Here is a 26,026-nt window from a genome sequence, read left to right on the forward strand (position 1 = left end):
CGCCCGGCGCGGCACGGAGCATCATCATGAAAAGAGAGCTGATCAAAATCAGTGAGTTTCAGCGCCGTCGCTGGGGCGAAAACGGTACGCCGCCGTGCCCCCAGGCGATTCGCAATCACATCCGCAACGGCCAGCTACCAGGCGAGCAGATAGGCAAGCTCTGGTATGTTGACTGGGCGGCTTTCTCAAAGTCTGCCGGCAATGACCTGGTGGCGATGGTACTGAAAGGAGCTGCATGATGGCGCCAAGGCCGCGCAAACCTGCGAATAAAAACCTACCGCAGAACCTCTACTTCGATGCGCGGCGCTCGACTTATCGATATCGCCGCCCTACTGATGGCAAGTGGTTCCCGTTCGGCTCGGACCGGGTCAAAGCGATCGATGCAGCAAAGCAACTGAATTTGGAGTTCATGCGCGGCGCAGACCTAGTGGGCGCGGTGCTAGGCAGTTCATCCGCAACCTTTTCCGGATTTCTGGACCATTACGAAGCCAAGGTGCTTCCCCCGCGCGAGCTTGCCAAGGGAACCCTGGGCCTGTACGCAGTCCACTTCCGCCGCTTTCGAAAACACTTCGAAGGCAAGGCCCTGGATCAAATCACGATCCGCATGGTTGCCGAAATGCTGGATGCGCTAACTCCGCGCACGGCAAATCAGTGCCGGGCGCTGCTGATCGACATCTTCAACCACGCAGCGGCCAAGGGCTTATGCCCGGATAACCCGGCGGCCAGCACCATCAACCGGATCGAGAAGAAGCAGCGCAAGCGGCACACCGTCGAGGGTCTGAAGGCCATTCGAGAAAAATCGCCTGCCTGGCTGCAGAACGCAATCGATCTGGCGCTGATCACCGCGCAGCGGCGTACCGACATACTCAACATGCGATTCGATGGGGTTCGGGAGGGGTTTCTGTACGTGGTGCAGCAGAAGACGGCCAAGGCCAGTGACGCGGCCTGGATTCGGTTCAAGGTCACCGAAGAACTCCAGGCTGTGATCAGCCGGTGCCGGGATGATATCGCCTCCCCTTACCTTGTCCATCGCCGCCCGGATCGCCTGAAACAGAAGCAGGCGCAGACGAAGGATCACTGGACACAGGTGGAAGAGCGTTATTTGACGCGGGCGTTCAAAGAGGCCCGGGAAGCGGCAGGTTGTTACAAAGGCTGGAAGGAAGAGGAAATGCCGGGCTTCCACGAAGTGCGAGCATTGTCGCTGCACCTGTATCAGAAAGCCGGAAAGGATGGACAGACAATCGCCGGCCATGCAAGCGAGAGCATGACCAGAAACTACCAGAAGGATCACGCAGATATCGTGTGGTCAGAGGCAATCCCCGACCTGAATATCAGCGAAATCACGGGTTAGTTTTGCGCGAGTTTTGCGCATGTTTTGCGCGGGCACAAAAAAGCCGATCTAATTGATCGGCTTAAGTGCCTGATTTTACTCAGTAAATATGGTCGGGACGGAGTGATTCGAACACTCGACCCCTAGCACCCCATGCTAGTGCGCTACCGGACTGCGCTACGCCCCGACTAGGCGTGAATCTTGTTCCGCTTCTCAACGGAACGCTCAGGAATATATCGCAAGCTTTTGAAAACTGGAAGTATTTAAAAGCAGAAATTTATTTCTTGAGCACCACCAGTACATCTTCGAGCTCGGCGATCATCTGGCGGATCATCTGTTTGTACTGGGTTGTATCGTCCTTGGCCTCGTCACCGGAGAGGCGCAGGCGCGCTCCGCCGATGGTGAACCCCTGGTCGTACAGCAGCGCGCGGATCTGCCGGATCATCAGCACGTCCTGGCGCTGATAATACCGTCGGTTTCCGCGGCGCTTGACCGGATTGAGTTGAGGAAACTCCTGCTCCCAATAGCGCAGCACGTGCGGTTTAACCGCACACAGCTCGCTGACTTCACCAATGGTGAAGTAGCGTTTGCCCGGGATGACGGGTAGTTCGTCGTTATGACTTGGTTCCAGCATAAGCCTCAACTCGGGCCTTCAACTTCTGCCCTGGACGAAAGGTGACCACACGGCGAGCCGTGATCGGGATTTCTTCTCCCGTTTTCGGATTGCGGCCAGGCCGCTGGCGTTTGTCCCGAAGGTCGAAATTGCCGAATCCGGACAATTTGACCTGCTCGTTGTCTTCGAGAGCGTGCCTGATTTCTTCGAAAAACAGTTCGACCAATTCTTTGGCCTCCCGTTTATTCAGGCCCAACTCCTCATACAGACGTTCCGCCATCTCAGCTTTCGTCAGAGCCCCCATACGTCACTTCCTTAACGTGGCGTTCAACCTGTGTTCGAGCGAGGTGAGGATATTCTGCGTTGCGGTATTCACCTCATCGTCATTAAGAGTGCGCGATGGATGCTGCCAGGTCAAGCCGACTGCAAGGCTTTTTCTATGCGGATCAATGCCTTTACCTTGATACACGTCAAATAGCCTGAGGTCCGTCAGCCATTCGCCTGCATTTTCACGGATTACTGCCAGTACGGCACTGGATGCAACGCCGACATCGGCTATCAAGGCAAGGTCGCGACGCACTTCAGGAAAGCGCGATAACTCTTGGAATTTCGGCATTTTTCCTTGGGCGACTTCAGCCAGGACCAGCTCGAAAACGAAGACTGGACGATCAAGACCCAGCGTCTTCGACAACTCAGGGTGGATCGCGCCGACATAACCGACTTCACGACCGTCTCGCTCGATGCGCGCGGTCTGACCCGGGTGCAACGCCGGATGCTTGCCAGGCACGAAGGTGAACGCGCCGAGCGCACCAGCAAAGCCCAGCACCGCTTCCACGTCGGCCTTGACGTCGAAGAAATCCACGCCATCACGACCTTGGGCCCAGCCTTCCGGCAGGCGGCTGCCGCAAACGACACCGGCCAGCATTGGCTCTTGCTTCAGGCCGTCCAACTGACCGACAAAACGCAGGCCGCTTTCGAACAGGCGTACGCGGTCCTGCTGGCGATTCAGGTTGTGCTGGAGCGACTTGATCAGGCCCGGCCACAGGGACGAGCGCATGGCGGCCATGTCATTGGAGATCGGGTTGGCCAACAGCAGTGGCTCAACACCTGGGCTGAACAATTCGAACTGACGCGGATCGATGAAACTGTAGGTGATCGCTTCCTGATACCCACGAGCCACCAGCAGGCGACGCAGCTCCGGCAGGTCACTGCGGGCCTCTGCCTTGGCTTGCGGGGCCAGGCGAGCCTGGGGATAGCGGACCGGCAGGCGATTGTAGCCGTACAAGCGGGCCAGCTCTTCGATCAGGTCGACTTCCAGGCAGATATCGAAGCGATGGCTCGGCACTTCGACCTGCCACTGCCCTTCCCCCTCGGCCCGGACGGTCAGGCCCAAGGCGTTGAGCAGACGCTCGACTTCGGCCGGGTCCATTTCCATGCCGAGCATCTGGGTGATGCGCTGGGCACGCAGCGTCACCGGCGCGATCTTCGGCAGGTGCTGTTCGCTGACGGTTTCGATGATCGGGCCGGCTTCGCCACCGGTGATTTCCAGCAGCAGGCCAGTGGCGCGCTCCATGGCTTCACGGGCCAGTTGCCAATCCACGCCACGCTCATAGCGGTGCGAGGCGTCGGTGTGCAGGCCGTAGGAACGAGCCTTGCCGGCGACGGCGATCTGGTCGAAGAAGGCGCTTTCAAGGAATACATCACGGGTGGTGGCAGAGACGCCACTGTGCTCGCCGCCCATCACGCCTGCAATCGCCAGGGCGCGGGTATGGTCGGCAATCACCAGCGTATCGCTGCGCAAGGCCACTTCCTGGCCATCGAGCAGCACCAGCTTTTCACCTTCTTCAGCCATGCGCACGCGGATGCCACCGTTGATTTCGGCGAGATCGAATGCGTGCAGCGGCTGACCCAGCTCAAGCATTACATAGTTGGTAATGTCGACGGCCGCGTCGATGCTGCGCACGTCGGAGCGTCGCAGGCGCTCGACCATCCACAGCGGGGTCGGCTTGGACAGGTCGACATTGCGGATCACGCGGCCCAGGTAACGCGGGCATGCGCTCGGCGCCAAGACTTCGATCGGACGGACTTCGTCATGCACGGCCGGGACACTCGCAACCACCGGACGAGTGACCGGGGTGGCGTACAACGCGCCGACTTCACGGGCCAGGCCAGCCACTGACAGGCAGTCGCCACGGTTCGGCGTCAGGTCGACTTCGATGCTCGCATCGTCCAGGCCCAGGTATTCACGAAAATCCTTGCCGACCGGCGCATCCGCCGGCAATTCCATCAGGCCGTCGTTGCCTTCGCCAACCTGCAATTCGGCTTGGGAGCACAACATGCCGTTGGACTCGACACCGCGCAGCTTGGCTTTCTTGATCTTGAAGTCACCCGGCAGTTCTGCGCCGATCATGGCAAACGGGATCTTCAGGCCGGGACGCACGTTGGGTGCACCGCACACGACCTGGAACGTTTCCCCGCCACTGCTGACCTGGCAAACCCGCAGCTTGTCCGCGTCAGGGTGTTGTTCGGTGCTCAGCACCTCCCCCACCACCACGCCACTGAATGCGCCGGCGGCCGGCGTCACGCTATCGACCTCAAGACCGGCCATCGACAGGCGAGCAACCAGCTCGTCCTGGCTTACCTGCGGGCTAACCCAGCCGCGCAGCCATTGTTCACTGAATTTCATCCTGCTCTCCTAAAGGTTCGTTACGACTAGCGAAATTGCGCGAGGAACCGCAAGTCGTTGTCGAAGAACAGACGCAAGTCGTTCACGCCGTAACGCAGCATGGCCAAGCGTTCCACGCCCATGCCGAAGGCAAAGCCCGAGAATTCTTCCGGATCGATCCCGGACATGCGCAGCACGTTCGGGTGAACCATGCCGCAACCCATGACTTCCAGCCAGCCCGTCTGCTTGCAGACGCGGCAGCCCTTGCCGCTGCACATCACGCATTCCATGTCGACTTCGGCCGATGGCTCAGTGAACGGGAAATACGAAGGGCGGAAGCGCACGGCCAGTTCTTTTTCGAAGAACACCCGCAGGAACTCTTCGATAGTCCCTTTCAGGTCAGCGAAATTGATGTCGCGATCCACCAGCAGGCCTTCGACCTGATGAAACATCGGCGAATGGGTGATATCGGAGTCGCTACGGTACACACGGCCTGGGCAGACGATGCGGATCGGCGGCTGCTGCGATTCCATGGTGCGGACCTGTACCGGAGAGGTATGGGTGCGCAACAACATGTTCGCATTGAAATAGAAGGTGTCATGCATCGACCGGGCCGGGTGGTGGCCTGGGATGTTGAGCGCCTCGAAGTTGTGGTAGTCGTCTTCGACCTCAGGACCCTCGGCAATGCCATAGCCGATGCGGGTGAAGAACTGCTCGATGCGTTCCAGCGTCCGGGTCACCGGATGCAGGCCACCGGAAGTCTGGCCACGGCCAGGCAGGGTCACGTCGATGGATTCGGCCGCGAGCTTGGCCGCCAGGTCCGCCTCCTCGAACAGCGCCTTGCGCGCATTGAGGACTTCTGTGACACGTTCCTTGGCGACGTTGATCAGCGCACCAACCTGCGGACGCTCTTCGGCCGGCAGGTTCCCCAGGGTCTTCATCACCTGAGTCAACTCGCCTTTCTTGCCAAGGTAGTGAACCCGGATTTGCTCCAGGGCATTGATATCTTCAGCGCTTTGCACAGCCTCTAGTGCTTGAGCGACCAGCGCGTCCAGGTTTTCCATGTACAGACTCCAGATACAAAATAGGGGAAGAGCTTTAAGGCTCTTCCCCTATTTATGACGTTTGGCACCCGGGCCCACAGAGGTGAGCCCCGGTGACTGCCGGGGGTACTTAAGCCAAGGTGGCTTTAGCTTTCTCGACAATCGCAGCAAACGCCGCTTTTTCGTTCACTGCCAGATCAGCCAGAACCTTACGGTCGATCTCGATGGACGCTTTTTTCAGGCCGGCGATGAAACGGCTGTAGGACAGACCGTAGGTACGAGCACCAGCGTTGATACGAGCGATCCACAGAGCGCGGAACTGACGTTTTTTCTGACGACGGTCACGGTAGGCGTATTGGCCTGCCTTGATTACGGCTTGCTTGGCAACACGGAATACGCGGGAACGCGCACCGTAGTAGCCTTTAGCAAGTTTCATAATTTTCTTGTGACGCTTACGGGCAATGACGCCACGCTTTACACGAGCCATGAGTTACTTCCTCTATTCTTGATCCAAAAATTAACGAAGGCGCAGCATGCGCTCGACTTTTGCCACGTCAGACGGATGCAGCAAGCTGCTACCGCGCAGTTGACGCTTACGCTTGGTCGACATTTTGGTCAGGATGTGGCTCTTGAAAGCGTGCTTGTGCTTGATGCCGTTAGCAGTTTTCAGAAACCGCTTAGCAGCACCACTTTTAGTTTTCATCTTTGGCATGTTCGGATACTCCGCATTCAGTTGATAAACATAATCGCAAGGCCTGCCGTGCCCTGGTGATTACTTCTTCTTTTTCGGGGCGATGACCATGATCAGCTGGCGTCCTTCCATCTTAGGATGCTGTTCGACCGAACCGTACTCGAGCAGGTCTTGTTCAACCCGCTTGAGGAGTTCCATCCCCAGCTCCTGGTGGGCCATCTCACGGCCGCGGAATCGCAAGGATACCTTGGCCCTGTCCCCGTCACTCAGGAAACGTACCAGGTTGCGCAGTTTTACCTGGTAATCCCCTTCCTCCGTCCCTGGACGAAACTTGATTTCTTTTACCTGAATCTGCTTCTGGTTTTTCTTCGCCGCGGCAATCTGCTTCTTCTTTTCGAAGATCGACTTGCCGTAGTCCATCACCCGGCAAACGGGTGGGACTGCGTCCGCGGAAATTTCCACCAGATCAAGCTTGGCTTCTTCAGCAATACGAAGCGCTTCATCAATCGAGACGATGCCAATCTGCTCGCCATCAGCGCCAATTAACCGAACCTCGCGTGCCGAGATATTCTCGTTGATCGGGGCTTTCGGTGCAGCTCGTTTATCTTGTCTCATTTCACGCTTAATAATAATTACTCCGAATCTGGGCGACCACGCCGGGAAACCGCTTGCGCGAGAAACTCGGCGAATTCGGCGACGGGCATCGAGCCCAGGTCAGCACCTTCACGAGTACGCACAGCGACAGTCTGCATCTCGACCTCCCGATCTCCAATAACCAAGAGAAAGGGAACCTTGAGCAAAGTATGCTCGCGGATTTTAAAGCCGATCTTTTCATTTCTCAAGTCGGACTTGGCACGAAATCCGCTTTGATTGAGAGTTTTTTCGACTTCGGCGGCAAAATCTGCCTGTTTATCAGTGATATTCATGATCACTGCCTGGGTCGGGGCCAGCCACGCGGGGAACGCACCCTCGTAATGCTCGATCAGGATCCCGACGAAACGCTCGAAGGAACCGAGGATCGCGCGGTGAAGCATGACCGGGTGCTTGCGGCTGTTGTCTTCGGACACATATTCAGCGCCCAGACGGATCGGCAGGTTGAAATCGAGCTGCAAGGTACCACATTGCCAGACGCGGCCAAGGCAATCTTTCAACGAGAATTCAATCTTCGGACCGTAGAATGCGCCCTCGCCCGGCTGCAGCTCGTACGCAAGCCCCGCGCTGTCGAGGGCGGCGGCCAGGGCGGCCTCGGCGCGATCCCACAGTTCGTCGGAACCGACGCGTTTTTCCGGACGAGTGGACAGCTTCATTTCAACTTCGGTGAAGCCGAAGTCCCGGTAGACGTCCATGGTCAGCTTGATGAACGCGGCGGATTCAGCCTGCATCTGCTCCTCAGTGCAGAAAATGTGCGCGTCGTCCTGAGTGAATGCCCGCACGCGCATGATGCCGTGCAGCGCACCCGATGGCTCGTTACGGTGGCAAGCACCGAACTCGGCCAGGCGCATCGGCAGCTCGCGATAGCTCTTCAGGCCCTGGTTGAATACCTGCACGTGGCACGGGCAGTTCATTGGCTTGATGGCGTAGTCGCGGTTTTCCGACTGGGTGGTGAACATGTTGTCGGCGTAGTTGGCCCAATGCCCGGATTTCTCCCAGAGGCTGCGGTCGACCACTTGCGGCGTCTTGATTTCGAGGTAGCCGTTCTCACGCTGGACTTGACGCATGTACTGTTCCAGCACCTGGTACAGAGTCCAGCCGTTCGGGTGCCAGAACACCATGCCCGGGGATTCTTCCTGGGTATGGAACAGGCCCAGGCGCTTGCCGATCTTGCGGTGATCGCGCTTCTCAGCCTCTTCGATACGCTGGATGTAGGCCGCCAGCTGCTTCTTGTCCGCCCAGGCCGTGCCGTAGACGCGCTGCAACTGTTCGTTCTTCGCGTCGCCACGCCAGTAGGCGCCGGACAGCTTGGTCAGCTTGAAGGATTTCAGGAAACGCGTGTTCGGCACGTGCGGGCCGCGGCACATGTCGACGTATTCTTCGTGGTAGTACAGGCCCATGGCCTGCTCGTCCGGCATGTCTTCCACCAGACGCAGCTTGTAGTCCTCGCCACGGGCCTTGAAGACTTCGATGACTTCGGCGCGCGGGGTGACTTTCTTGATGACGTCGTAATCTTTCTCGATCAGCTGCTGCATGCGCTGCTCGATCGCGGCCATGTCGTCCGGGGTAAAAGGACGCTCGAAGGCGATGTCGTAATAGAAGCCTTCGTCGATGACCGGCCCGATGACCATCTTCGCGCTCGGGTACAGCTGCTTGACCGCATGACCGACCAGGTGCGCGCAGGAGTGACGAATGATCTCCAGCCCCTCTTCATCCTTGGGCGTGATGATTTGCAGCGTGGCATCGCTGTCGATGACATCGCTGGCGTCGACCAGTTTGCCGTTGACCTTGCCGGCCAGGGTGGCCTTGGCCAGGCCCGCGCCAATGGATGCGGCGACCTCGGCTACGGAAACCGGGTGGTCGAATGAACGTTGACTGCCGTCGGGAAGAGTAATAGTTGGCATGGCGCCTCCTCTCCTAGTGGTGACCCCTACCAAAGGTCACGTGGGTTGGGATGAGCCAGTACAAGATCCAGTCCAGGCCATTCAATGACGAACGCCTGCCTTACAGCGGCAGGAGCCTTGCGGCCAACCGGGAAAACCGAACCAGAGTGACTGGGATTCAAATCAGGGTTAATCGAACATTTGCCGCCGCCGGGACCTGTCGTCATCCGGAGCCTGAAAATACCCGAGCCCGGCATGCTAACACAGATGAACGGTCATCGCCGCGCTCGCGTTGAAGCGAACGTAAAAGCGGGGCTTTTATGCCAAAGTGCTGAACTGAAGCGCCCGCAACCCCTCAGATACCAAGACATCGACCCGAAAGGAGCATCTCAGCATGCGTCTGAATACGTTATTCGCAGTAGTCGCCCCCCTCGCCCTGCTGCTCCCGATTGCCGCCCATGCCGACTGGCCAAAGGGCGAGCGCGAAAAATACATGGCCCAGTGCACCCAGGCGGCAACGCCACAGATCGGCGCGGCAGCGGCCAAGTCACACTGCGCCTGTGGCGCCGACGCCATCAAATCCTATCCGGCCAGTGATATCCAGGCTCTGATGGACAACAAGGCCACCCCTGAACTGCAACAGAAAGCCCTCGGCCAGATCGCCAAATGCAAGGCGAATCCGCCTGCGAAAAAATGACGGTTTGGGCGTCAGGAAGGCGCCCGACAGGGGTAAAAAGGCTTGAATAAGCGCTTTTTCCTACGATTTTTGCAGGTTTTTCAGCTTTTTTTATCGTCTTTACGTTCGGCTGAAAGCCTTTGAAACCGGGGCTTCCAGCCCGTTCAGACGGTAAAGAAAACACGACTGATTGGCAAACAGCTCGTCCGGGGGGCTCCCAAATCGAACATTTCGACTATGATACCCGGGTGTGCCCAGTTGGCCTGAGCAGCACAGTACACTGAAAATATATGTTTCTTGGAGATACACCATGTCTAATCGCCAAACCGGCACCGTTAAATGGTTCAACGATGAAAAAGGCTTCGGCTTCATCACTCCTCAAGGTGGCGGTGACGACCTGTTCGTACACTTCAAAGCTATCGAAAGCGACGGTTTCAAAAGCCTGAAAGAAGGCCAGACTGTTTCCTTCGTGGCTGAGAAAGGCCAAAAGGGTATGCAAGCTGCACAAGTTCGCCCAGAGTAATTTCCCGGCGCGCTAAAAAAACCCCGTCCATGTGACGGGGTTTTTTATGGTCAGCTTAAAACCAATCAGCCGCAATTGACCCGGTTGACCACCAGGTTGGCATCGGTATTGAGGTTCAAGCGATCGGAGCGGTACTCAAGCGTCACCATGTCGTTGGGCTTGAGAATACGGGCGTTTTGCGCGCCGGAACGGCTCCGCGCCTGCTCCAGCAACTGGGGCGAGGCCTGCTTGCCAATCGCGAACTCGGCAGCCTTCGCCTCGCAGCGACTATGCCCGGTTTCGGCCGTCACGGGATCAGGGGTCGATTCAGAGGTGCTGCTGCAACCGCTCAAGAGCGCAGCGGCCAGCAAAGTACTCAGTGACGCGAGCTTCCAAGGCATGAAGCCTCCTTTTTCAGTGAAATAGCAGAGAGCGTGCGACAACCCAAACGAAACTTGGTTTCAACGCCAAGGCCATCATGGTGCCCTCAACTGGAAAAACGGCAGTTTGCCTGAGCCCTGCCCAGCTGTTCACCGCTCAATCGTGACTGAATATGAATGGCGCTCAGTAGATGTCGATGTAATCGAAGGGCGGGTTCGGCCAGTTGTCTTTCAATGCATTGTAGATTTGCATCACCCAGACCTCATCGCTCGCCGCAACGTTTCCGACATACCCCGAACCCTTCGCCCAGGTTTCAAGCCGAAACAACAAACCTGCGATGTCGGCACCGCCTACGACACCCGACGAAAGATAGGCAATGCCAGCCTTGGTCACACGCAACTGGGTATGTTCGTCATCACTGGCGGACGCGAGCAAATCACGCACGGCCTCGAGGGTGAACGCCTCAGGATCCTTCAAATCGATCTGCACGTAGGAGCCCCGGGAAAAATAAAAAACCGAGTGTCGCACAGTGCTCGCCTGATGCCTAAGTCGCACTGCCAAACCCACTCCAAAAATGCTTAACTCAGCCTACAGATTTCCCAACCTGCGAGCCCCCGACATGAGCACCGTCAGCATCGAAGCTACCATCAATGCAAAATGGGCGCAGGGCCACAGCTCATACAGCCCAGGCAGCCCGGAAGAACTGGCGATCCTCAGCATCGAGTTGCTGGTGAAAGAACTCGGGACGCAGGCCGCGCAGAACTTCGTCAAGCAAGCGTTCGAGCGCTATCCGAGCATCATCGAGACAACTGTATAAGGTTCCCGCAGGCAAACGCCTGCGGAGTTGCCTTGAGATGCGTTACTTGAGCCGCGCCAATCGCTCGGTCAGCAGATCGAAGAACCCCTGGGCATCGCCATCCTTCACCCAAAAAGCGTTCTTTGGCGCTTTCAGGCCGTCGTACCAATCGACGACGGTCTGGCCGAAAGTCGGGCCTTCACGGCTGTCCACCACAAGGTTGACCGCACGCCCGCTAAACAGCTGCGGCTTGAGAAGGTAGGCGACCACGGTTGCATCGTGCACCGGCCCGCCCGTCATGCCGTAGTGCTCCATGTCGCCCTTGACGTATTCGTTGAGAATACCGCCGACCAACTTGCTCGCGTTGTTGTTCAGCGCAGCGATCTGCTTCAGGCGCGCATCGCTGGTGAGGATTTTGTGGGTCACGTCCAAGGGCAGGTAGGTCAGCTTCACACCGCTTTTGGCGACAATCTCCGCCGCCTGAGGATCGGCATACAAATTGAATTCGGCCACCGGCGTGATATTGCCGCCGTTGAAGTGCGCGCCACCCATGATCACCACCTCCTTGATCCCCTGGACGATCCCGGGCTCCTGGACCAGCGCCAAGGCCAGGTTCGTCTGCGGGCCGAGCATGGCAATGGTGATGCTGTGGGGCTTGGCCGCCTTAAGCGTGTCGATCAGGTAATTGACGGCATTGCCCTCAGCCAAGCCTTTCTTCGGCTCGTGCACCGTGACACCCGACAAACCCTCCTTGCCGTGGATGTTTTCCGCGTAGATGGGCGTGCGCATCAACGGTTTCGGCGCGCCGGCATAGACCGGCACCTCTTCGCGACCCGCCCACTCACGGGCCAGGCGCGCATTGCGGGAAGTCTTGTCCAGGCGCACGTTCCCCGCCACGGTGGTCAACGCGCGAACGTGCAACTCCTCGGGGGATGCCAGCGCGAACAACAGCGCAACCACATCATCGGCGCCCGGATCGGTGTCGATGATCAAGTCGATCTTCTCTGCCGCCTGGGCGCTTGTAGCCGTGATGAATGACAAAAGCAGCAGACTCCGCAACAGTTGATGCATTTTTTGAGCATAGCGGTGCATGGCGCACTCCTTGTGCAGGTTGTGAATATCTAGAACGTGACGCCCGCGATCAGCACCACGTTGCAGTACGGTGAGCATTCTCCGGTGCGAATGACCGCCCTCGCCTCGCGAGTAAGCACCTTGAACTGCTCATGGCTGACCAACGCCCGCGCGCCTAAGACGCCTTCGGCGTGCAGCGCCTCCAACGTCGCCAGGGCTGACGGTTGCTTGTCGATAATTTCCTGCGCCAATACATGGCTTTCGACCTGCATCTCGCTGAGCAGCACGTTCAAGGTACTGACAAAATCGGGGACGCCATGGGTCAACGCAAGGTCGATCAGTTCGACGTGTGACGGCACCGGCAGCCCGGCATCACCGATCACCACTTTGTCGCCATGCCCAAGGGAAGCGACCAGGCGTGACAGGGCGATGTTCAACAAAGGAGTCTTTTTCATGATTCGAACGCCTGAACTTCCGACAATGCAGGAATAGAGGGCTGGGCGCCCGCGCGAGTGACCGACAGCGCAGCGGCGACCTGCCCGAAACGAATGGCCTCGACTTCGTCCTTACCGTTCGCCAGGGCCGCCGCGAAACCGCCGACGAACGTATCGCCTGCCGCGGTGGTGTCAACCGCCTTGACCCGCGGCGCGGGGAAGTGTTCGAAGCTCGCTCCGTTGGCGAACAGCAACCCTTGGGCACCCAGCGTTACGATGACCTTGCCGGCACCCGCCGCGAGCAACTGCGTCGCGGCGGCTTCGGCGGTCTCCAGGGAATCCACGGCCAGGCCACTGAGGACCATCGCTTCGCTTTCGTTGGGGATCAGGTAGTCGACGTAGGCGTACCAGTCGCCCGGCAGGGCATGGGAGGCCGGTGCCGGATTGAGAATGACAATCTTGCCAAGCTCATGGCCGCGCTTGAGCGCATGCCCTACGGTGGCGTCCGGCACTTCCAGTTGGCAGATAATGACATCGGCGCCTTGCAGCACCGCATCAAAACTATCGAGGACGCCGGGCGTCAGCTCACCATTGGCGCCGGCAACGATGACGATCGCGTTCTGGCTGTTGTCATCGACCACGATCAGCGCCACGCCACTGGAGCCCTCCACCACGCTGACCGCCTGGCAATCGATGCCCTCGGCGAGCAGCGCGCCACGCAACTGCTGTCCATAGGCGTCATTGCCGACGCAACCGACCATGGACACTTGCGCACCCAGGCGCGCGGCGGCCACCGCCTGGTTGGCGCCCTTGCCCCCCGGGATGGTGGAAAACGACTCGCCAATCAGGGTTTCCCCACCACGAGGCAGACGCGGCGCACGCGTCACCAGGTCCATGTTCAGGCTGCCTATCACCACTACTTTTGCTGGCATACATCATTACTCATCAATTCGGTTCAGCGGTATTGGGCGAATGTACCGGGCACCGGTGCAGTCGATTCTCGCAAGACAATGCTGGGCGTCACGATCCGCTGGTCAGTGGCAAGCCCCGGCGTTGCGATGCGCCGCAGCAACACCTCGGCCGCCATCTCGCCCAGGTCCAGGATCGACTGCCCCACAGTGGTCAGCGCCGGGTAGACATAACGGCTCATCTGAATATCGTCGAAACCGATGATCGACAGCTCACTGGGCACGCGCACATTGCGTTCGGCGGCGGCGCGCAATGCACCGATGCCGATCATGTCGTTGGCCGCGAAAATCGCGCTGGGCGGCCGTTGCCCAAGCAATTGGGCCGCCGCACGGTAACCGCCGATGCTGGTGAAATCGCTCTCGAGCATGCGCTCGACGGGCAGCTCGATCCCCGCCTCCTTCAGCGCACGGCAATAACCCGCCAGGCGCATCTGTGCCACGCTGGTGTCCGCCGGCCCGCCAATGAAGGCAATGTCGCGATGGCCCAGGTCCAGCAGATGCCGGGTGGCCAGGTACGCGCCATATTCATGGTCGATACGGACCAGGTCCGCATCGACGCCATCCAGGCCACGGTCAACGATCACCATGGGCGTACGCACGTTGGTCAGGCCCTCGGCCAGGCCGACATCGCCCCCGGCCGACGCCACGATCAATCCGTCGATACGTTTTTCCAGCAGCACCCGCAGATAACTGCGCTGCTTGTCCGGATTGTCGTCGGAATTGCATAGGATCACGCAGTAGCCATTGCGCTCGCAGTAATCCTCGATCCCCCGAGCCAGTTCGGCAAAGTACGGGTTGAGGCTGTTGGGCACCAGCAGGCCAATGGTGGCCGTGGTCTTGGCCTTGAGCGAGCGCGCCACGGCGCTGGGCACATAGTCCAACCGTTCGATGGCGGCCTCGACCTTGCGCCGCACCTCGTCACTGACCGGCCGCGTCTTGTTCACCACATGGGACACGGTCGTGTAGGAAATCCCGGCAAGCGCCGCCACATCCTTGATCGTCGCCATGGTTCAAGCCCGCCGACTGGCGCGCTGGCTGCGGTACGTATCGAGCACCACTGCAATCACGATCACCGCGCCGGTGATGATGCGTTTGGTCGGCTCGGTCGCGCCGATCTGGGCCAGGCCTGCCGCCAGCACCGAAATGATCAGCACGCCGAAAAAGGTGCTGATGACCGAGCCGCGCCCGCCCATCAGGCTGGTGCCGCCGATGACCACGGCGGCGATGACTTGCAGCTCGAGCCCCGAGCCTGCGTTGGGGTCCGCCGCTTCCAGGCGAGAAATCTGGAACAGCGCCGCAACACCGGCCAACAAGCCCATCAGGCTGAACACCAGGATCTTGTAGGGCTTGGGGTTGATGCCGGCCAAGCGCACGGCTTCTTCATTGGTGCCGATGCCAATCAGGTAGCGCCCGAACACCGTGCGGGTCAACACCGCTTGGGCAACAAAGATCACCAGTAAGGCGATGATGAACGAAGGCGAAATACCGAAGGCAATCGGATTGGACAGCCAGGCGAAGGAGTCGCCGATATAGGCGGTCCGCGAGCCGGTCATCTGGTACGCCAGGCCCCTGGCCATTTCCAGCACACCCAGCGAAACGATAAACGACGGGATACGCCATGCCACGGTAATCGAACCGGTGACCGTGCCCGCCAATGCCGCCACGGCCATGCCAAGCAAGGCCGATGGCCAGACGCTCCAGCCCCAGCCCAGCACCGCCACGCTGACTGTCGAAGCCGCCAACGCCAGCACCGAGCCCACCGATAAATCGATGCCGCCGATGATCAGGATAAAGGTCATGCCGACCGCCAGCACCATGAGATCGGGGATCTGATTGGCGAGGGTGCTGAAGGTGTCGTAGGAAAGAAAGTGGCTGCTCAGGACCGAGAACAGCGCGACCATGGCGAGCAAGGCGCCAGCCAGGCCCAGGTAAGTGCCCAGACCATAAAAGTTGCCATTGGATTTGCCGACGGCAGGTGCGGTTTTCATGAGAGATCCCTAGGCGCCGCTTCGTTGAGCAGCGCATCACGTTTCTGGTAGCCGGCGAACGCGGCGGCAAGCAAGTCATCCTGGGTCCAGCTGTCGCGCTCGAATGTGTCGATCAGGCGCCCGGCGGAAAGCACACCGATCCGGTCACAAATCAACATCAGTTCCCGCAGGTCACTGGAGACCACGACCAGCGCCTTGCCCTGGCGAGTCAGTTCACCCAACAACGCATAAATATCGAACTTGGCGCCGACGTCGATGCCACGGGTCGGCTCGTCGAACAGCAGTACTGAGCAATCGCGTTCGAGCCAACGGCCGATCACCACTTTCTGTTGGTTGCCGCCAGACAATTCGGACACCAGCTGCGTCGGGCTGGAACTGCGGATGCGCATGGCGTCGATCTGCCGCTGCGCCAAGGCCTGCTCCGCGCTGCCCTTGACCAGGCCGGCACTGGATATCTCCGGCATGTTGCCCAGCGCGATGTTGGCGGCGATGGATTGGCTCAACAGCAAGCCCTCGCCCTTGCGATCCTCGGTGATCAAGGCAATGCCGTGGGCCACCGCATCGGCCGGGGAACGGATGCTGACCACATTGGCTGGCGAGCCCAGTGCCACCGTACCGCTGTCGGCTACATCCGCGCCGAAGATCAACCGCAACAGCTCTGTGCGCCCTGCCCCGATCAGCCCGGAAATACCGAAGATTTCACCGCTGCGAACTTCGAACGACACATCGCGGACCTTGTCGGAACGGGTCAGGCCCTTCACGGTCAGCGCGGGGGCGCCGATCTGGCGCGGGCCCAGGTCGATATGCTCGCCCAGCTCCCGACCGACCATCAGCGTCACCAACTGCTCACTGTTGTAGTTGGCCATCGGCTCGACGCAGACCAGGTTGCCGTCGCGCAGCACCGCAATGCGCTGGGCCACCCGCGCCAGTTCCTCAAGGCGATGGGAGATATAAATGATCGAGACGCCGCGGGCCTGCAAGCGGGTGATCTGCTCGAAGAGCATTTCGACTTCGCGGGCCGTTAGCATCGCGGTCGGCTCATCGAGAATCAGCACATGGCAATCGCCGATCAGGTTGCGGGCGATCTCGACCATCTGCTGATGACCGATGCCCAGTTCACCGACCAGCGTGTCGGGATCGATTGCATCGAGCCCCACCTGGGCCATGGCGTCGATCGCCGCTTTGCGTAATTGCTTGCGACTGATCCAGCCGCCGTGGCTGGGCAGGTTGTCGAGGAACAGGTTCTCGGCCACGGAAAGAGTCGGCAGCAGGTTGAGTTCCTGCATCACCATGCGCACGCCCAGCTCTTCCGCCTGGGTCCGGCTGCCGGGACGGTAATCCTGCCCGTGGAACTGCATCTGCCCCGTCGTCGGCGTGACCAGCCCACCGATGATCTTGGACAAGGTACTTTTGCCGGCGCCATTTTCACCGGTCAACGCCAGCACTTCACCGCGCATCAACGTCAGGTTGATATCGCTCAGTACCGGCTGGGCATAGGTCTTGCCGATACCGCTGACGCACAGGACAGCGTTCGGGTCGCGAACGGACATAACAAACTCTCCAATGCGCCCGCCCGGACGGGCGAGCGCCGTTGTGTCGCCAGGATTACTGCTTGGTCACCAGCTCGACCGGAGTTTCGATAACGCCGTTGGCGCCGCTGTCGACTTTTTCGCCCTTGAGCATTTTCAATGCGGTCTCGATGCCGAACACAGCCTGCTTGGCAGCGAACTGGTCGGCTGTGGCCAGGACACGGCCGTCCTTGAGCATCGGCTTGATGGCGTTGATATTGTCGTAGCCGACCACTTGCACCTTGCCCGCCTTGCCAGCCGCGCGCACGGCCGAGACCGCACCTACCGCCATGCTGTCGTTGCCGGCCAGCAGCGCCTTGATGTTCGGGTATTCGCTGAGCATCGACGAGGCAACCTGGTTGCCCTTGTTGATCTCCCAATCGCCCGATTGCAGGGAAACGACCTTGATCTGCGCGGCCTCCATCGCATCCTTGAAGCCCGCGGTGCGCGCCTGGGCGTTGGTGGTGGTCGACACGCCTTCGATGATACCCACCTCGTCACCAGCCTTGAGCTCCTTGGCCAGGTATTCACCCACCAGGCGAGCGCCCTTGCGGTTGTCAGGGCCTACGAAAGGCACGGTGATGTTCTTGCTCTTGACCACCGCTGGATCGAGTTGATTGTCGATGTTGATCACAGTGATGCCGGCATCGACGGCTTTCTTGATCACCGGAACCATGGCCTTGGAATCGGCAGGCGCGATGATCAGCGCGTCGACCTTGGACACGATCATCTGCTCGACGATGCGGATCTGGTTGGCGGTGTCGGTTTCATCCTTGATCCCGTTGGAGATCAGGTCGAAGTCGGCGGAGTGTTCTTTCTGATAAGCCTTGGCGCCATCCTCCATCGTCAGGAAGAATTCGTTGGCCAGGGATTTCATGACCAGGGCAACCTTGGGTTTTTCGGGAGTCTGGGCGAGCGCCGAGGAGAAAGGCAGCGCAGCGGATGCGGTCGCGAGCATGGCAACGGCGAGCAGGCGACCAGCGAATGGCAGCTTCATGGGTTCACTCCGATTTTATGATTATTGTGAGCAAAAATCGTCATACGACGACTGCGCAAACGTTTGCGTGGAATGAACTATGGTAAAGCATCGGCGTTTTGTCAACGCTCCGGTTTTATCCGGAACATTGTGGATCAAGCCGTGGTGTTGACCAACGTCCCAGAACTGGAATCCTTCGCCAATTCCTTGATCAAGCTGCCCGTGACTTCCTGCAGCGCACCGGTGGTATCGGCGATCTGTCCCTGGATGGCCATGACCGCGGCAGTCTTGGCTTCAGGCGTGGAATAAGGACGCGCCTGCGCAGCGGCGAGCTGCTGCTGTTGCTCACGCAGTTGCTGCTGTAGCTCTTGCATGCGCTTGAGCAGGACTTTCATGGCGATGCTTTGGGTGCTGTCGCTTTTTTCGGTCTTGCTCTCGGCGTCGGTATGCAGGTTCGCGCGCACCTTACCGGGCGCTTGCGTTTCGCCAAGGGCTTGGTCGGCAGCATCGGCGGTTGCCTCGCTCAAGGCATTCAACGTCGCTGCGGATTTACCGCCGATGGTGACGGCGGCGGCATTTGGAAAGCCGATTGAAAAGCTCATGTCTCGCTCCATGAATGAATTCCTACAAGGTAGATCGTCCATTGGCGCGTTTTCTTTAGCCTCACAACCCAACCTTCCTTCAGACCGTTCTGCTCCGGTTAACCGAACAGCAAACAGCTTGATGTTCGGAAATCCGGCCATGCATCCACCGAAGGGGCATCTTCTCAAATACACATCGTTTTGATTTTCAAGGCGTTAGAAGGTAGACCCACGCTTGCGCAGCAGTGGTACGGATCGTGCTCTGAGAGGAGTGCTCTCGGCATTCAGGTCTGCCGGAGCATCTAGATGAATCCTCATGACTAGAGAGAAAAATAATGACATCTGCCTTAAAGACTCTTGTTCCGGGCGCTTTGGCCCTCTTGCTGCTCCTGCCCAGCGCCCTTCAGGCGAAAGAAAACCCGGTTGAGCAAAAGCTCTCCAACGTCGTCATCCTCGCCACGGGCGGCACCATCGCCGGCGCCGGCGCGAGCTCCGCCAACAGCGCCACCTACCAGGCAGCCAAGGTTGGTATCGAACAACTGATCGCCGGCGTACCGGAGCTCAGCCGGTTGGCCAACGTGCGCGGCGAACAGGTGATGCAGATCGCATCGGAGAGCATCACCAACGAAAACCTTTTGCAACTGGGACGCCGTGTCGCCGAGCTGGCCGACAGCGAGGATGTCGACGGCATCGTCATCACCCACGGCACCGACACGCTGGAGGAGACCGCTTATTTCCTGAATCTTGTCGAGAAAACCGACAAACCGATCATTGTCGTCGGCTCGATGCGGCCCGGCACCGCAATGTCTGCCGATGGCATGCTCAATCTCTACAACGCCGTGGCGGTCGCCAGCAGCAAGGAAGCGCGCGGTAAGGGCGTACTGGTGACCATGAACGATGAAATCCAGTCGGGCCGTGATGTGAGCAAGATGATCAACATCAAGACCGAAGCATTCAAAAGCCCGTGGGGCCCGTTGGGCATGGTAGTGGAAGGCAAATCCTACTGGTTCCGCCTGCCGGCCAAGCGCCACACCTCCGGTTCGGAGTTCGACATCAAGACCATCAAGAGCCTGCCGGACGTGGAAATTGCCTACTCCTACGGCAACGTCAGCGACACCGCGTACAAGGCCCTGGCCCAATCCGGCGCCAAGGCGATCATCCACGCCGGCACCGGCAACGGTTCGGTGTCTTCGCGAGTCGTTCCGTCGTTGCAGGCCTTGCGCAAGGAAGGCGTGCAGATCATTCGTTCGTCACACGCCAACGCAGGTGGTTTCGTACTGCGAAACGCCGAACAGCCTGACGACAAATACGACTGGGTCGTAGCCCACGACTTGAATCCTCAAAAGGCCCGTATCCTGGCAATGGTTGCCCTGACCAAGACCCAAGACAGCAAGGAGTTGCAGCGAATTTTCTGGGAATATTGATTTCCCCCGCCCGACCGAGCCCGGTCGGGCACCGCTTTTTTCATCGTCCGCCCCACGGGCCCATTACCAGGTCCGGTAAAAAATCACCTTCGTCCTACATCAAAATGAAAAAAGCGCTGTCAGACGATTTTCTTGAAATTTAAGCAGTTGCGTAAATGCCTACGGTTAAATACTGTATGCACGTACAGCTTAATAAGGATAATCCTGTGGCCATGCCCTCCGCTGCAACTACCCCCTTAGACTCCTATGCACGACTCGGTCTACGGGTCTCGAAGATCATCAACGCGCCCACCGCACAAAATGCCAAGGCCGCTCTGATCTTTCGCCTGCCCGATGAGCCGGTGGAGGAATGGGAACGCCTGCTGGCAGAAATCGACGAGAACGACAACGTCACCCTCGCCTATCGCGACGATGGCGGCGTGCAGGTTTTCTGGGTTGTGCCGAAGGAAGATTGAGCTTGATGAATTTCCGCTGTCTGGTTTTATTGCTCGTCTTCGTTGCCATGGGCGCACAGGCTGGAGCGCCCCGTACCTTCAACGAAGCCAAGAAAGTCGCCTGGAAGCTCTATGCCCCCCAATCCACCGAGTTCTACTGCGGCTGCAAATACACCGGCAACCGCGTGAACCTCGCCGCCTGCGGTTATGTACCCCGCAAAAATGCCAGTCGCGCCGCCCGCATCGAGTGGGAACATATCGTTCCGGCCTGGCATATCGGCCATCAGCGTCAATGCTGGCAACAAGGTGGGCGCAAGAACTGCACTCGCTACGACCCGGTCTACCAACGGGCCGAGGCCGACCTTCACAACCTGGTGCCCAGCATTGGCGAGGTCAATGGCGATCGCAGCAACTTCAGCTTCGGCTGGTTGCCGGTGCAGAAGGGCCAATACGGCTCGTGCCTGACCCAGGTGGACTTCAAGGCCAAAAAAGTCATGCCCCGCCCTTCCATCCGCGGGATGATCGCCAGGACCTATTTCTACATGAGCAAACAATATGGCCTGCGGCTCTCCAAACAGGACCGGCGCCTGTACGAAGCCTGGGACAAGACCTACCCGGTGCAAGCGTGGGAGCGCCAGCGCAACCAGAGCGTGGCATGCGTGATGGGGCGTGGAAACGAATTCGTCGGACCGGTGGACCTGAAGGCCTGCGGCTGACCTGGCCTATACGAACGGCACAGCTCAACTGTGGGAGCGAGCTCGCGACAGCGGTGGACCCGCAACATTGACGCTGACTGGCAATGGCTCTATCGCGAGCAAGCTCGCTCCCACAGGTTTGGTTTTGTCTGATTATCGTGCTGGCGGAAAGTCCACGACCAAGGTCTCGATGTTGCGCTTCTTGGCTCGTACCAGCGCAGCATTGATCTGCTCCTGTTTCGCCTGAGCTTCAGCCTCGGAACCCAACGGCCCGACCAGGACCCGATCCTTGCCATTTTCCCTGACGACACTGGACATGAAGCTGTGCTCGATCAGCCAGCCCGTCAGGTCGCTGACCGCCTGGGGCGTCTGGCCTCGCACCTCGACAGCCCACTGCGGCGCCGCGACTGCCGGCGTGGAGGTCGCCGCCGGCTTCGGCTTGGGTGCTTCGACGTCGCGCCCTTCCCCACATCCCGCCAGCGCCAGTACCGCAATTACCCAAGCCAATTTACGCACAACGATTCCCCCGCAAGACATGAAGCGAGGATTTTAGCATCCAGTTTCGCCGGAAACGCCCTAAACAGTGCGCAAAACACGAGAATCCTCTCCAACGTCTCTGTATAGTCGCACCCTGGGAATTAATGCAGCATCTGCACGTCAGAAAGAGGCACCCACATTGTGACACTTAGCACTAATCTATAAGCAGTACCGACATCTGCACTGTCTGAATCAGGTGCCCTATAAAGCAATCAAGGAGAACACCATGCTGATACTCACCCGCAAAGTCGGTGAAAGCATAAACATTGGTGACGACATCACGATCACCATTCTGGGCGTTAGCGGCCAACAGGTCCGGATCGGCATCAACGCCCCGAAAAACGTTGCGGTGCATCGCGAAGAAATTTATCAGCGCATCCAGGCCGGCCTCACTGCCCCTGACAAACCGCAAACGCCCTGAGCCCTGCCGCAGTCCGCAGCCAGCCCGTTTGCATCGCCGCAATGGCTGGCTAAAGATGCATGCCGACCGAGCCGCACCCTGTCCAATCCCGCCTTGTAAATCCAATCAACCCGGAACCGATACTACTGGCATGCCCCACACCATGGCTGTCAGACGTTTCGTTTTAATGGCGATGAAGCAGGCGCTAGCGCCGGTCAGCCCAAGCGCACGCCACGGGTCATGCCGAAGGTCAGCACCGCCCAGAACTCGAAGGCAAACGCCACCAGATGGGTGGCCGCGACAGATCAACGGAAAGCATGGGAAGGCTCCCGTCAGGGATGTCGAGCGATCGGTCAGAATCAATTGAGATGCAAAAAACTGTGGGAGCGAGCTTGCTCGCGATGGGATGTATCAGTCGACAAAATTTTCGTCTGACACTTCGCCATCGCGAGCTTGCTCGCTCCCACAGTGGGTATTGCGCGTTCTAAGAGATGTTAGTCCGCCAAACGCCAGGTCGTCCCGCCCTTCCCGTCTTCCAGCACCACGCCCATGGCAGTGAGCTGGTCGCGGATGCGGTCGGATTCGGCCCAGTCCTTGTTGGCCCGCGCCGCGAGCCGTGCTTGAATCAGCGCGTCGACCTCGGCAGCGTCGACGCGGCCTTCGGCTCCGGCCTGCAGGAAGTCATCGGCTTCGAGCTGCAACACACCCAGAACGCTGGCCAGTTCCTTCAAGCGCGCCGCCAAGCCGGCCGCCGCATCGAGATCGCTCTCGCGCAGGCGGTTGATCTCACGCACCATCTCGAACAGCACCGCGCACGCTTCCGGCGTGCCGAAGTCATCGTTCATTACTTCGGTAAACCGGGCCACGAACGCTTCACCACCGGCAGGTGGCACGCTCGGCAGGCCTTTCAACGCATGGTAGAAACGCTCCAGGGCACCCTTGGCATCCTTGAGGTTATCTTCCGAATAGTTGATGGCGCTGCGGTAGTGGCTCGACACCAGCAGGTAACGCACGACTTCCGGATGGTACTTATCGAGCACGTCGCGGATGGTGAAGAAGTTGTTCAAGGATTTGGACATCTTCTCGCCATTGATGCGAATCATGCCGCAATGCATCCAGGCATTGGCGTAGGTCTTGCCGGTGGCCGCTTCACTCTGGGCGATTTCGTTTTCGTGGTGCGGAAATTCCAGGTCGCTGCCGCCGCCATGAATGTCGAAAGTCTCGCCCAGGCAGCAGGTGGACATCACCGAGCATTCGATGTGCCAGCCCGGACGCCCGGCGCCCCATGGCGACTCCCAGCTCGGCTCGCCCGGCTTGGCGCCTTTCCACAGCACGAAGTCCAGCGGGTCTTCCTTCGACTCGTCGACTTCGATGCGTGCGCCGATGCGCAAATCTTCGATCTTCTTGCGCGACAGTTTGCCGTAGCCCATGAACTTGGCGACGCGGTAGTACACGTCGCCATTTCCCGGTGCGTAGGCATAGCCCTTGTCGATCAAGGTCTGGATCATCGCCAGCATGCCCGGGATGTGATCGGTGGCACGGGGCTCCAGGTCCGGCTTCTGGATATTGAGGCGCGCCTCGTCCTCGTGCATGGCCTTGATCATGCGCTCAGTCAGCGCATCGAACGCTTCACCATTTTCGTTGGCGCGATTGATGATCTTGTCGTCGATGTCGGTGATGTTGCGCACGTAGGTCAGGTCGTAGCCGCTGAAACGCAACCAGCGGGTCACCAGGTCAAAGGCGACCATGCTGCGGCCATGACCCAGGTGGCAATAGTCGTACACGGTCATGCCGCAGACGTACATGCGCACCTTGTTGCCATCCAGCGGCTTGAAGACTTCTTTGCTCTTGGTGAGCGTGTTGTAGATCGTAAGCACAGGGTTTCCCTTAAGACTTGATCACTGACCCCAGGAGTCGCGCAAGGTCACGGTACGGTTGAACACCGGAGCACCGGGTTTCGAGTCCTTGATATCCGCGCAGAAGTAACCTTCGCGCTCGAACTGGAAACGGTCTTCCGGCTGTGCGTTGCCCAGCGAAGGCTCGGCACGACAACCAGTGAGTACTTGCAAGGAGCCAGGGTTGATGTTGTCCAGGAAGCTGGCGCTGTCTTCGGCCTTCTCCGGGTTCGGCGAACGGAACAGGCGATCGTACAGGCGCACTTCGCACTCGACGCTCGCGGCGGCCGGCACCCAGTGGATCACGCCCTTGACCTTGCGACCTTCCGGGTTCTTGCCCAGGGTGTCGGGATCATAGGAGCAACGCAGCTCGACGATATTGCCGTCGGCGTCCTTGATGGCCTCGTCGGCGCGGATCACGTAGCTGCCACGCAGGCGCACTTCGCCGGCAGGCTCCAGGCGCTTGTAGCCTTTGGGCGGCTCTTCCATGAAGTCTTCACGGTCGATGTAGATTTCCCGGCCGAACGGCAAGACGCGTACGCCCATGTCTTCCTTCGGGTGGCACGGCAGTTCGAGGTTCTCGACCTGGCCTTCCGGGTAATTGGTGATGACGACTTTCAGCGGACGCAACACGCACATGGCGCGCGGCGCGCTGTGGTCGAGGTCGTCACGGATGCTGAATTCCAGCATGCCGAAGTCCACCACGCCGTCGGAACGGTTGGTGCCGATCATCTCGCAGAAATTGCGGATCGACTTCGGCGTGTAGCCACGACGGCGGAAGCCCGACAACGTCGACATGCGTGGGTCATCCCAACCGTTGACGTGCTTTTCGTCCACCAGTTGCTTGAGCTTGCGCTTGCTGGTGATGGTGTAGTTCAGGTTCAGGCGGCTGAATTCGTACTGGCGCGGGTTGGCCGGCACCGGCAGGTGCTCCAGGAACCATTCGTACAGCGGACGGTGGCTTTCGAATTCCAGCGTGCAGATCGAGTGCGTGATGCCTTCGATGGCGTCCGACTGGCCGTGGGTGAAGTCATAGTTCGGATAGATGCACCATTTGTCGCCCGTCTGGTGGTGATGGGCATGACGGATGCGGTACATGATCGGGTCGCGCAGGTTCATGTTCGGCGAGGCCATGTCGATCTTGGCGCGCAGCACGCGGGCGCCGTCCGGGAACTCACCGGCGCGCATGCGGGCGAACAAGTCCAGGTTCTCTTCCACTCTGCGGTCGCGGAACGGGCTGTTCTTACCCGGTTCGGTCAGGCTGCCACGGTATTCCTTGGCCTGCTCCGGGGTCAGGTCGCACACGTAGGCGTTGCCGGACTTGATCAGCTCGACCGCCCAGTCATGCAACTGGTCGAAATATTGCGAGGCATAGCGCACTTCGCCCGCCCATTCGAAACCCAGCCACTTGACGTCGCTCTTGATCGCGTCGATGTATTCCTGGTCTTCCTTGGCCGGGTTGGTGTCATCGAAACGCAAGTGCGTGACGCCACCGAACTCCTCGGCGAGGCCGAAGTTCACGCAGATGGATTTGGCGTGACCGATGTGCAGGTAGCCGTTGGGCTCCGGCGGGAAGCGGGTGACGATCTGCGTATGCTTACCCGAATCCAGGTCCGCCTGGATGATCGGGCGCAGGAAGTTGACCGGCACGGCCGGGCCGGTCTTGGAATTCGAGGTAGGGTCGACAGTGGGCTTGCTCATAGGATCCTTGAACATACAAGTGCGCGGCCGGGTGCGGCCTGATAAATCAAAGCCCGTATCATAGCCGATGCTGTCAAGCACCTGACAGGCCGAGCCGGCAAACGATTGAATTTAATCGATGAC

The 26,026-nt window shown here is 59.3% G+C and carries 30 protein-coding genes and 1 tRNA gene; 9 read left to right on the forward strand and 22 right to left on the reverse strand.

Annotated elements, in window-relative coordinates; genetic code table 11:
- Positions 1-26: 26 nt before the first annotated feature.
- Entirely contained in the window at positions 27-239 is a 213-nt protein-coding gene (locus tag DOCECA_RS12745; RefSeq protein ID WP_367861655.1) for a hypothetical protein, read from the forward strand.
- Positions 239-1,351, forward strand: a complete 1,113-nt coding sequence (locus DOCECA_RS12750) for a tyrosine-type recombinase/integrase (protein ID WP_445572169.1) — start codon at positions 239-241, stop codon at positions 1,349-1,351. Before DOCECA_RS12745 ends, DOCECA_RS12750 begins: the two co-directional genes overlap by 1 nt.
- A gap of 89 nt (positions 1,352-1,440) precedes the next feature.
- Here DOCECA_RS12750 and DOCECA_RS12755 read toward each other — a convergent pair.
- The 9 genes from DOCECA_RS12755 to thrS all read right to left on the reverse strand — a co-directional run bounded on the left by DOCECA_RS12755 (position 1,441) and on the right by thrS (position 8,897).
- Positions 1,441-1,517, reverse strand: a tRNA-Pro gene (locus tag DOCECA_RS12755).
- A 90-nt stretch (positions 1,518-1,607) separates the two neighbouring features.
- Positions 1,608-1,964 carry a MerR family transcriptional regulator gene (locus DOCECA_RS12760; protein WP_003179985.1) on the reverse strand — a complete coding sequence of 119 codons (357 nt, stop codon included), beginning with the start codon at positions 1,962-1,964 and terminating at the stop codon, positions 1,608-1,610.
- On the reverse strand, positions 1,945-2,247 hold the full coding sequence (ihfA, locus tag DOCECA_RS12765) for an integration host factor subunit alpha (RefSeq protein WP_002553164.1): 303 nt from the start codon (positions 2,245-2,247) through the stop codon (positions 1,945-1,947). The genes DOCECA_RS12760 and ihfA overlap by 20 nt, the downstream gene beginning before the upstream one ends.
- Positions 2,248-2,250: 3 nt before the next feature.
- Entirely contained in the window at positions 2,251-4,629 is a 2,379-nt protein-coding gene (gene pheT / locus DOCECA_RS12770; protein ID WP_434648196.1) for a phenylalanine--tRNA ligase subunit beta, read from the reverse strand.
- Between the two features lie 26 nt (positions 4,630-4,655).
- Positions 4,656-5,672 (reverse strand): phenylalanine--tRNA ligase subunit alpha, encoded by a 1,017-nt coding sequence (gene pheS, locus DOCECA_RS12775; protein ID WP_207964006.1) that lies wholly within the window; start codon positions 5,670-5,672, stop codon positions 4,656-4,658.
- A gap of 109 nt (positions 5,673-5,781) precedes the next feature.
- Positions 5,782-6,138, reverse strand: coding sequence for a 50S ribosomal protein L20 (rplT, locus tag DOCECA_RS12780; RefSeq protein WP_039592831.1), 357 nt, complete (start codon positions 6,136-6,138; stop codon positions 5,782-5,784).
- 30 nt (positions 6,139-6,168) lie between these two features.
- Entirely contained in the window at positions 6,169-6,363 is a 195-nt protein-coding gene (gene rpmI, locus DOCECA_RS12785) for a 50S ribosomal protein L35 (protein WP_002553160.1), read from the reverse strand.
- A gap of 60 nt (positions 6,364-6,423) precedes the next feature.
- A complete protein-coding gene (gene infC / locus DOCECA_RS12790; protein WP_169432615.1) occupies positions 6,424-6,975 on the reverse strand; it encodes a translation initiation factor IF-3 in 552 nt (183 codons plus the stop codon).
- Entirely contained in the window at positions 6,975-8,897 is a 1,923-nt protein-coding gene (gene thrS, locus DOCECA_RS12795; protein WP_420765837.1) for a threonine--tRNA ligase, read from the reverse strand. Before thrS ends, infC begins: the two co-directional genes overlap by 1 nt.
- Positions 8,898-9,270: 373 nt before the next feature.
- Here thrS and DOCECA_RS12800 point away from each other — a divergent pair, with 373 nt between their 5' ends.
- Together DOCECA_RS12800 and DOCECA_RS12805 are read left to right on the forward strand one after the other, a co-directional pair.
- Positions 9,271-9,573: a hypothetical protein gene (locus DOCECA_RS12800; RefSeq protein WP_420765836.1), complete on the forward strand. Its 303-nt coding sequence runs from the start codon at positions 9,271-9,273 to the stop codon at positions 9,571-9,573.
- Positions 9,574-9,862: 289 nt separating this feature from the next.
- A complete protein-coding gene (locus DOCECA_RS12805) occupies positions 9,863-10,075 on the forward strand; it encodes a cold-shock protein (RefSeq protein WP_003179963.1) in 213 nt (70 codons plus the stop codon).
- A 65-nt stretch (positions 10,076-10,140) separates the two neighbouring features.
- Here DOCECA_RS12805 and DOCECA_RS12810 read toward each other — a convergent pair whose 3' ends face one another.
- Positions 10,141-10,455, reverse strand: a complete 315-nt coding sequence (locus DOCECA_RS12810; protein WP_420765835.1) for an I78 family peptidase inhibitor — start codon at positions 10,453-10,455, stop codon at positions 10,141-10,143.
- A gap of 163 nt (positions 10,456-10,618) precedes the next feature.
- Positions 10,619-10,924: a hypothetical protein gene (locus DOCECA_RS12815; RefSeq protein ID WP_420765834.1), complete on the reverse strand. Its 306-nt coding sequence runs from the start codon at positions 10,922-10,924 to the stop codon at positions 10,619-10,621.
- Between the two features lie 130 nt (positions 10,925-11,054).
- Here DOCECA_RS12815 and DOCECA_RS12820 point away from each other — a divergent pair, with 130 nt between their 5' ends.
- Positions 11,055-11,252 (forward strand): hypothetical protein, encoded by a 198-nt coding sequence (locus tag DOCECA_RS12820; protein WP_434648199.1) that lies wholly within the window; start codon positions 11,055-11,057, stop codon positions 11,250-11,252.
- Positions 11,253-11,294: 42 nt separating this feature from the next.
- Here DOCECA_RS12820 and DOCECA_RS12825 read toward each other — a convergent pair whose 3' ends face one another.
- The 8 genes from DOCECA_RS12825 to DOCECA_RS12860 all read right to left on the reverse strand — a co-directional run bounded on the left by DOCECA_RS12825 (position 11,295) and on the right by DOCECA_RS12860 (position 18,838).
- Entirely contained in the window at positions 11,295-12,323 is a 1,029-nt protein-coding gene (locus DOCECA_RS12825) for a nucleoside hydrolase (RefSeq protein WP_445572134.1), read from the reverse strand.
- Positions 12,324-12,352: 29 nt separating this feature from the next.
- On the reverse strand, positions 12,353-12,757 hold the full coding sequence (rbsD, locus tag DOCECA_RS12830; protein WP_434559669.1) for a D-ribose pyranase: 405 nt from the start codon (positions 12,755-12,757) through the stop codon (positions 12,353-12,355).
- A complete protein-coding gene (rbsK, locus tag DOCECA_RS12835) occupies positions 12,754-13,668 on the reverse strand; it encodes a ribokinase (RefSeq protein WP_434559671.1) in 915 nt (304 codons plus the stop codon). The genes rbsD and rbsK overlap by 4 nt, the downstream gene beginning before the upstream one ends.
- A 23-nt stretch (positions 13,669-13,691) precedes the next feature.
- On the reverse strand, positions 13,692-14,711 hold the full coding sequence (locus tag DOCECA_RS12840; protein ID WP_420765829.1) for a LacI family DNA-binding transcriptional regulator: 1,020 nt from the start codon (positions 14,709-14,711) through the stop codon (positions 13,692-13,694).
- A gap of 3 nt (positions 14,712-14,714) precedes the next feature.
- Entirely contained in the window at positions 14,715-15,692 is a 978-nt protein-coding gene (locus DOCECA_RS12845; protein WP_039592822.1) for an ABC transporter permease, read from the reverse strand.
- A complete protein-coding gene (locus tag DOCECA_RS12850) occupies positions 15,689-17,242 on the reverse strand; it encodes a sugar ABC transporter ATP-binding protein (RefSeq protein WP_445572135.1) in 1,554 nt (517 codons plus the stop codon). The genes DOCECA_RS12845 and DOCECA_RS12850 overlap by 4 nt, the downstream gene beginning before the upstream one ends.
- A gap of 55 nt (positions 17,243-17,297) precedes the next feature.
- Positions 17,298-18,257: a sugar ABC transporter substrate-binding protein gene (locus DOCECA_RS12855; RefSeq protein WP_420765827.1), complete on the reverse strand. Its 960-nt coding sequence runs from the start codon at positions 18,255-18,257 to the stop codon at positions 17,298-17,300.
- Between the two features lie 134 nt (positions 18,258-18,391).
- The gene (locus DOCECA_RS12860) at positions 18,392-18,838 is read right to left on the reverse strand and encodes a hypothetical protein (RefSeq protein WP_420765826.1); all 447 of its coding nucleotides are present in this window, start codon (positions 18,836-18,838) and stop codon (positions 18,392-18,394) included.
- 314 nt (positions 18,839-19,152) lie between these two features.
- Here DOCECA_RS12860 and DOCECA_RS12865 point away from each other — a divergent pair, with 314 nt between their 5' ends.
- The 3 genes from DOCECA_RS12865 to DOCECA_RS12875 all read left to right on the forward strand — a co-directional run bounded on the left by DOCECA_RS12865 (position 19,153) and on the right by DOCECA_RS12875 (position 21,391).
- Positions 19,153-20,241, forward strand: coding sequence for an asparaginase (locus DOCECA_RS12865; protein WP_420765825.1), 1,089 nt, complete (start codon positions 19,153-19,155; stop codon positions 20,239-20,241).
- A 155-nt stretch (positions 20,242-20,396) separates the two neighbouring features.
- Positions 20,397-20,696 carry a DUF1654 domain-containing protein gene (locus DOCECA_RS12870; RefSeq protein ID WP_434606637.1) on the forward strand — a complete coding sequence of 100 codons (300 nt, stop codon included), beginning with the start codon at positions 20,397-20,399 and terminating at the stop codon, positions 20,694-20,696.
- Between the two features lie 5 nt (positions 20,697-20,701).
- Positions 20,702-21,391 (forward strand): endonuclease, encoded by a 690-nt coding sequence (locus DOCECA_RS12875; RefSeq protein ID WP_434606640.1) that lies wholly within the window; start codon positions 20,702-20,704, stop codon positions 21,389-21,391.
- A 132-nt stretch (positions 21,392-21,523) separates the two neighbouring features.
- Here DOCECA_RS12875 and DOCECA_RS12880 read toward each other — a convergent pair whose 3' ends face one another.
- The gene (locus DOCECA_RS12880; protein WP_420765822.1) at positions 21,524-21,886 is read right to left on the reverse strand and encodes an SPOR domain-containing protein; all 363 of its coding nucleotides are present in this window, start codon (positions 21,884-21,886) and stop codon (positions 21,524-21,526) included.
- Positions 21,887-22,133: 247 nt separating this feature from the next.
- On the opposite strand from DOCECA_RS12880, the gene csrA reads away from it, so the two are divergent.
- Positions 22,134-22,328, forward strand: a complete 195-nt coding sequence (gene csrA / locus DOCECA_RS12885) for a carbon storage regulator CsrA (RefSeq protein ID WP_003179932.1) — start codon at positions 22,134-22,136, stop codon at positions 22,326-22,328.
- A 473-nt stretch (positions 22,329-22,801) separates the two neighbouring features.
- On the opposite strand, the gene cysS is transcribed toward csrA, so the two are convergent.
- Together cysS and DOCECA_RS12895 are read right to left on the reverse strand one after the other, a co-directional pair.
- On the reverse strand, positions 22,802-24,184 hold the full coding sequence (gene cysS, locus DOCECA_RS12890; protein WP_434701773.1) for a cysteine--tRNA ligase: 1,383 nt from the start codon (positions 24,182-24,184) through the stop codon (positions 22,802-22,804).
- A 21-nt stretch (positions 24,185-24,205) separates the two neighbouring features.
- On the reverse strand, positions 24,206-25,903 hold the full coding sequence (locus tag DOCECA_RS12895; RefSeq protein WP_434648217.1) for a glutamine--tRNA ligase/YqeY domain fusion protein: 1,698 nt from the start codon (positions 25,901-25,903) through the stop codon (positions 24,206-24,208).
- Positions 25,904-26,026: the final 123 nt, after the last annotated feature.

The sequence above is a fragment of the Pseudomonas sp. E102 genome (genome assembly GCF_052660185.1).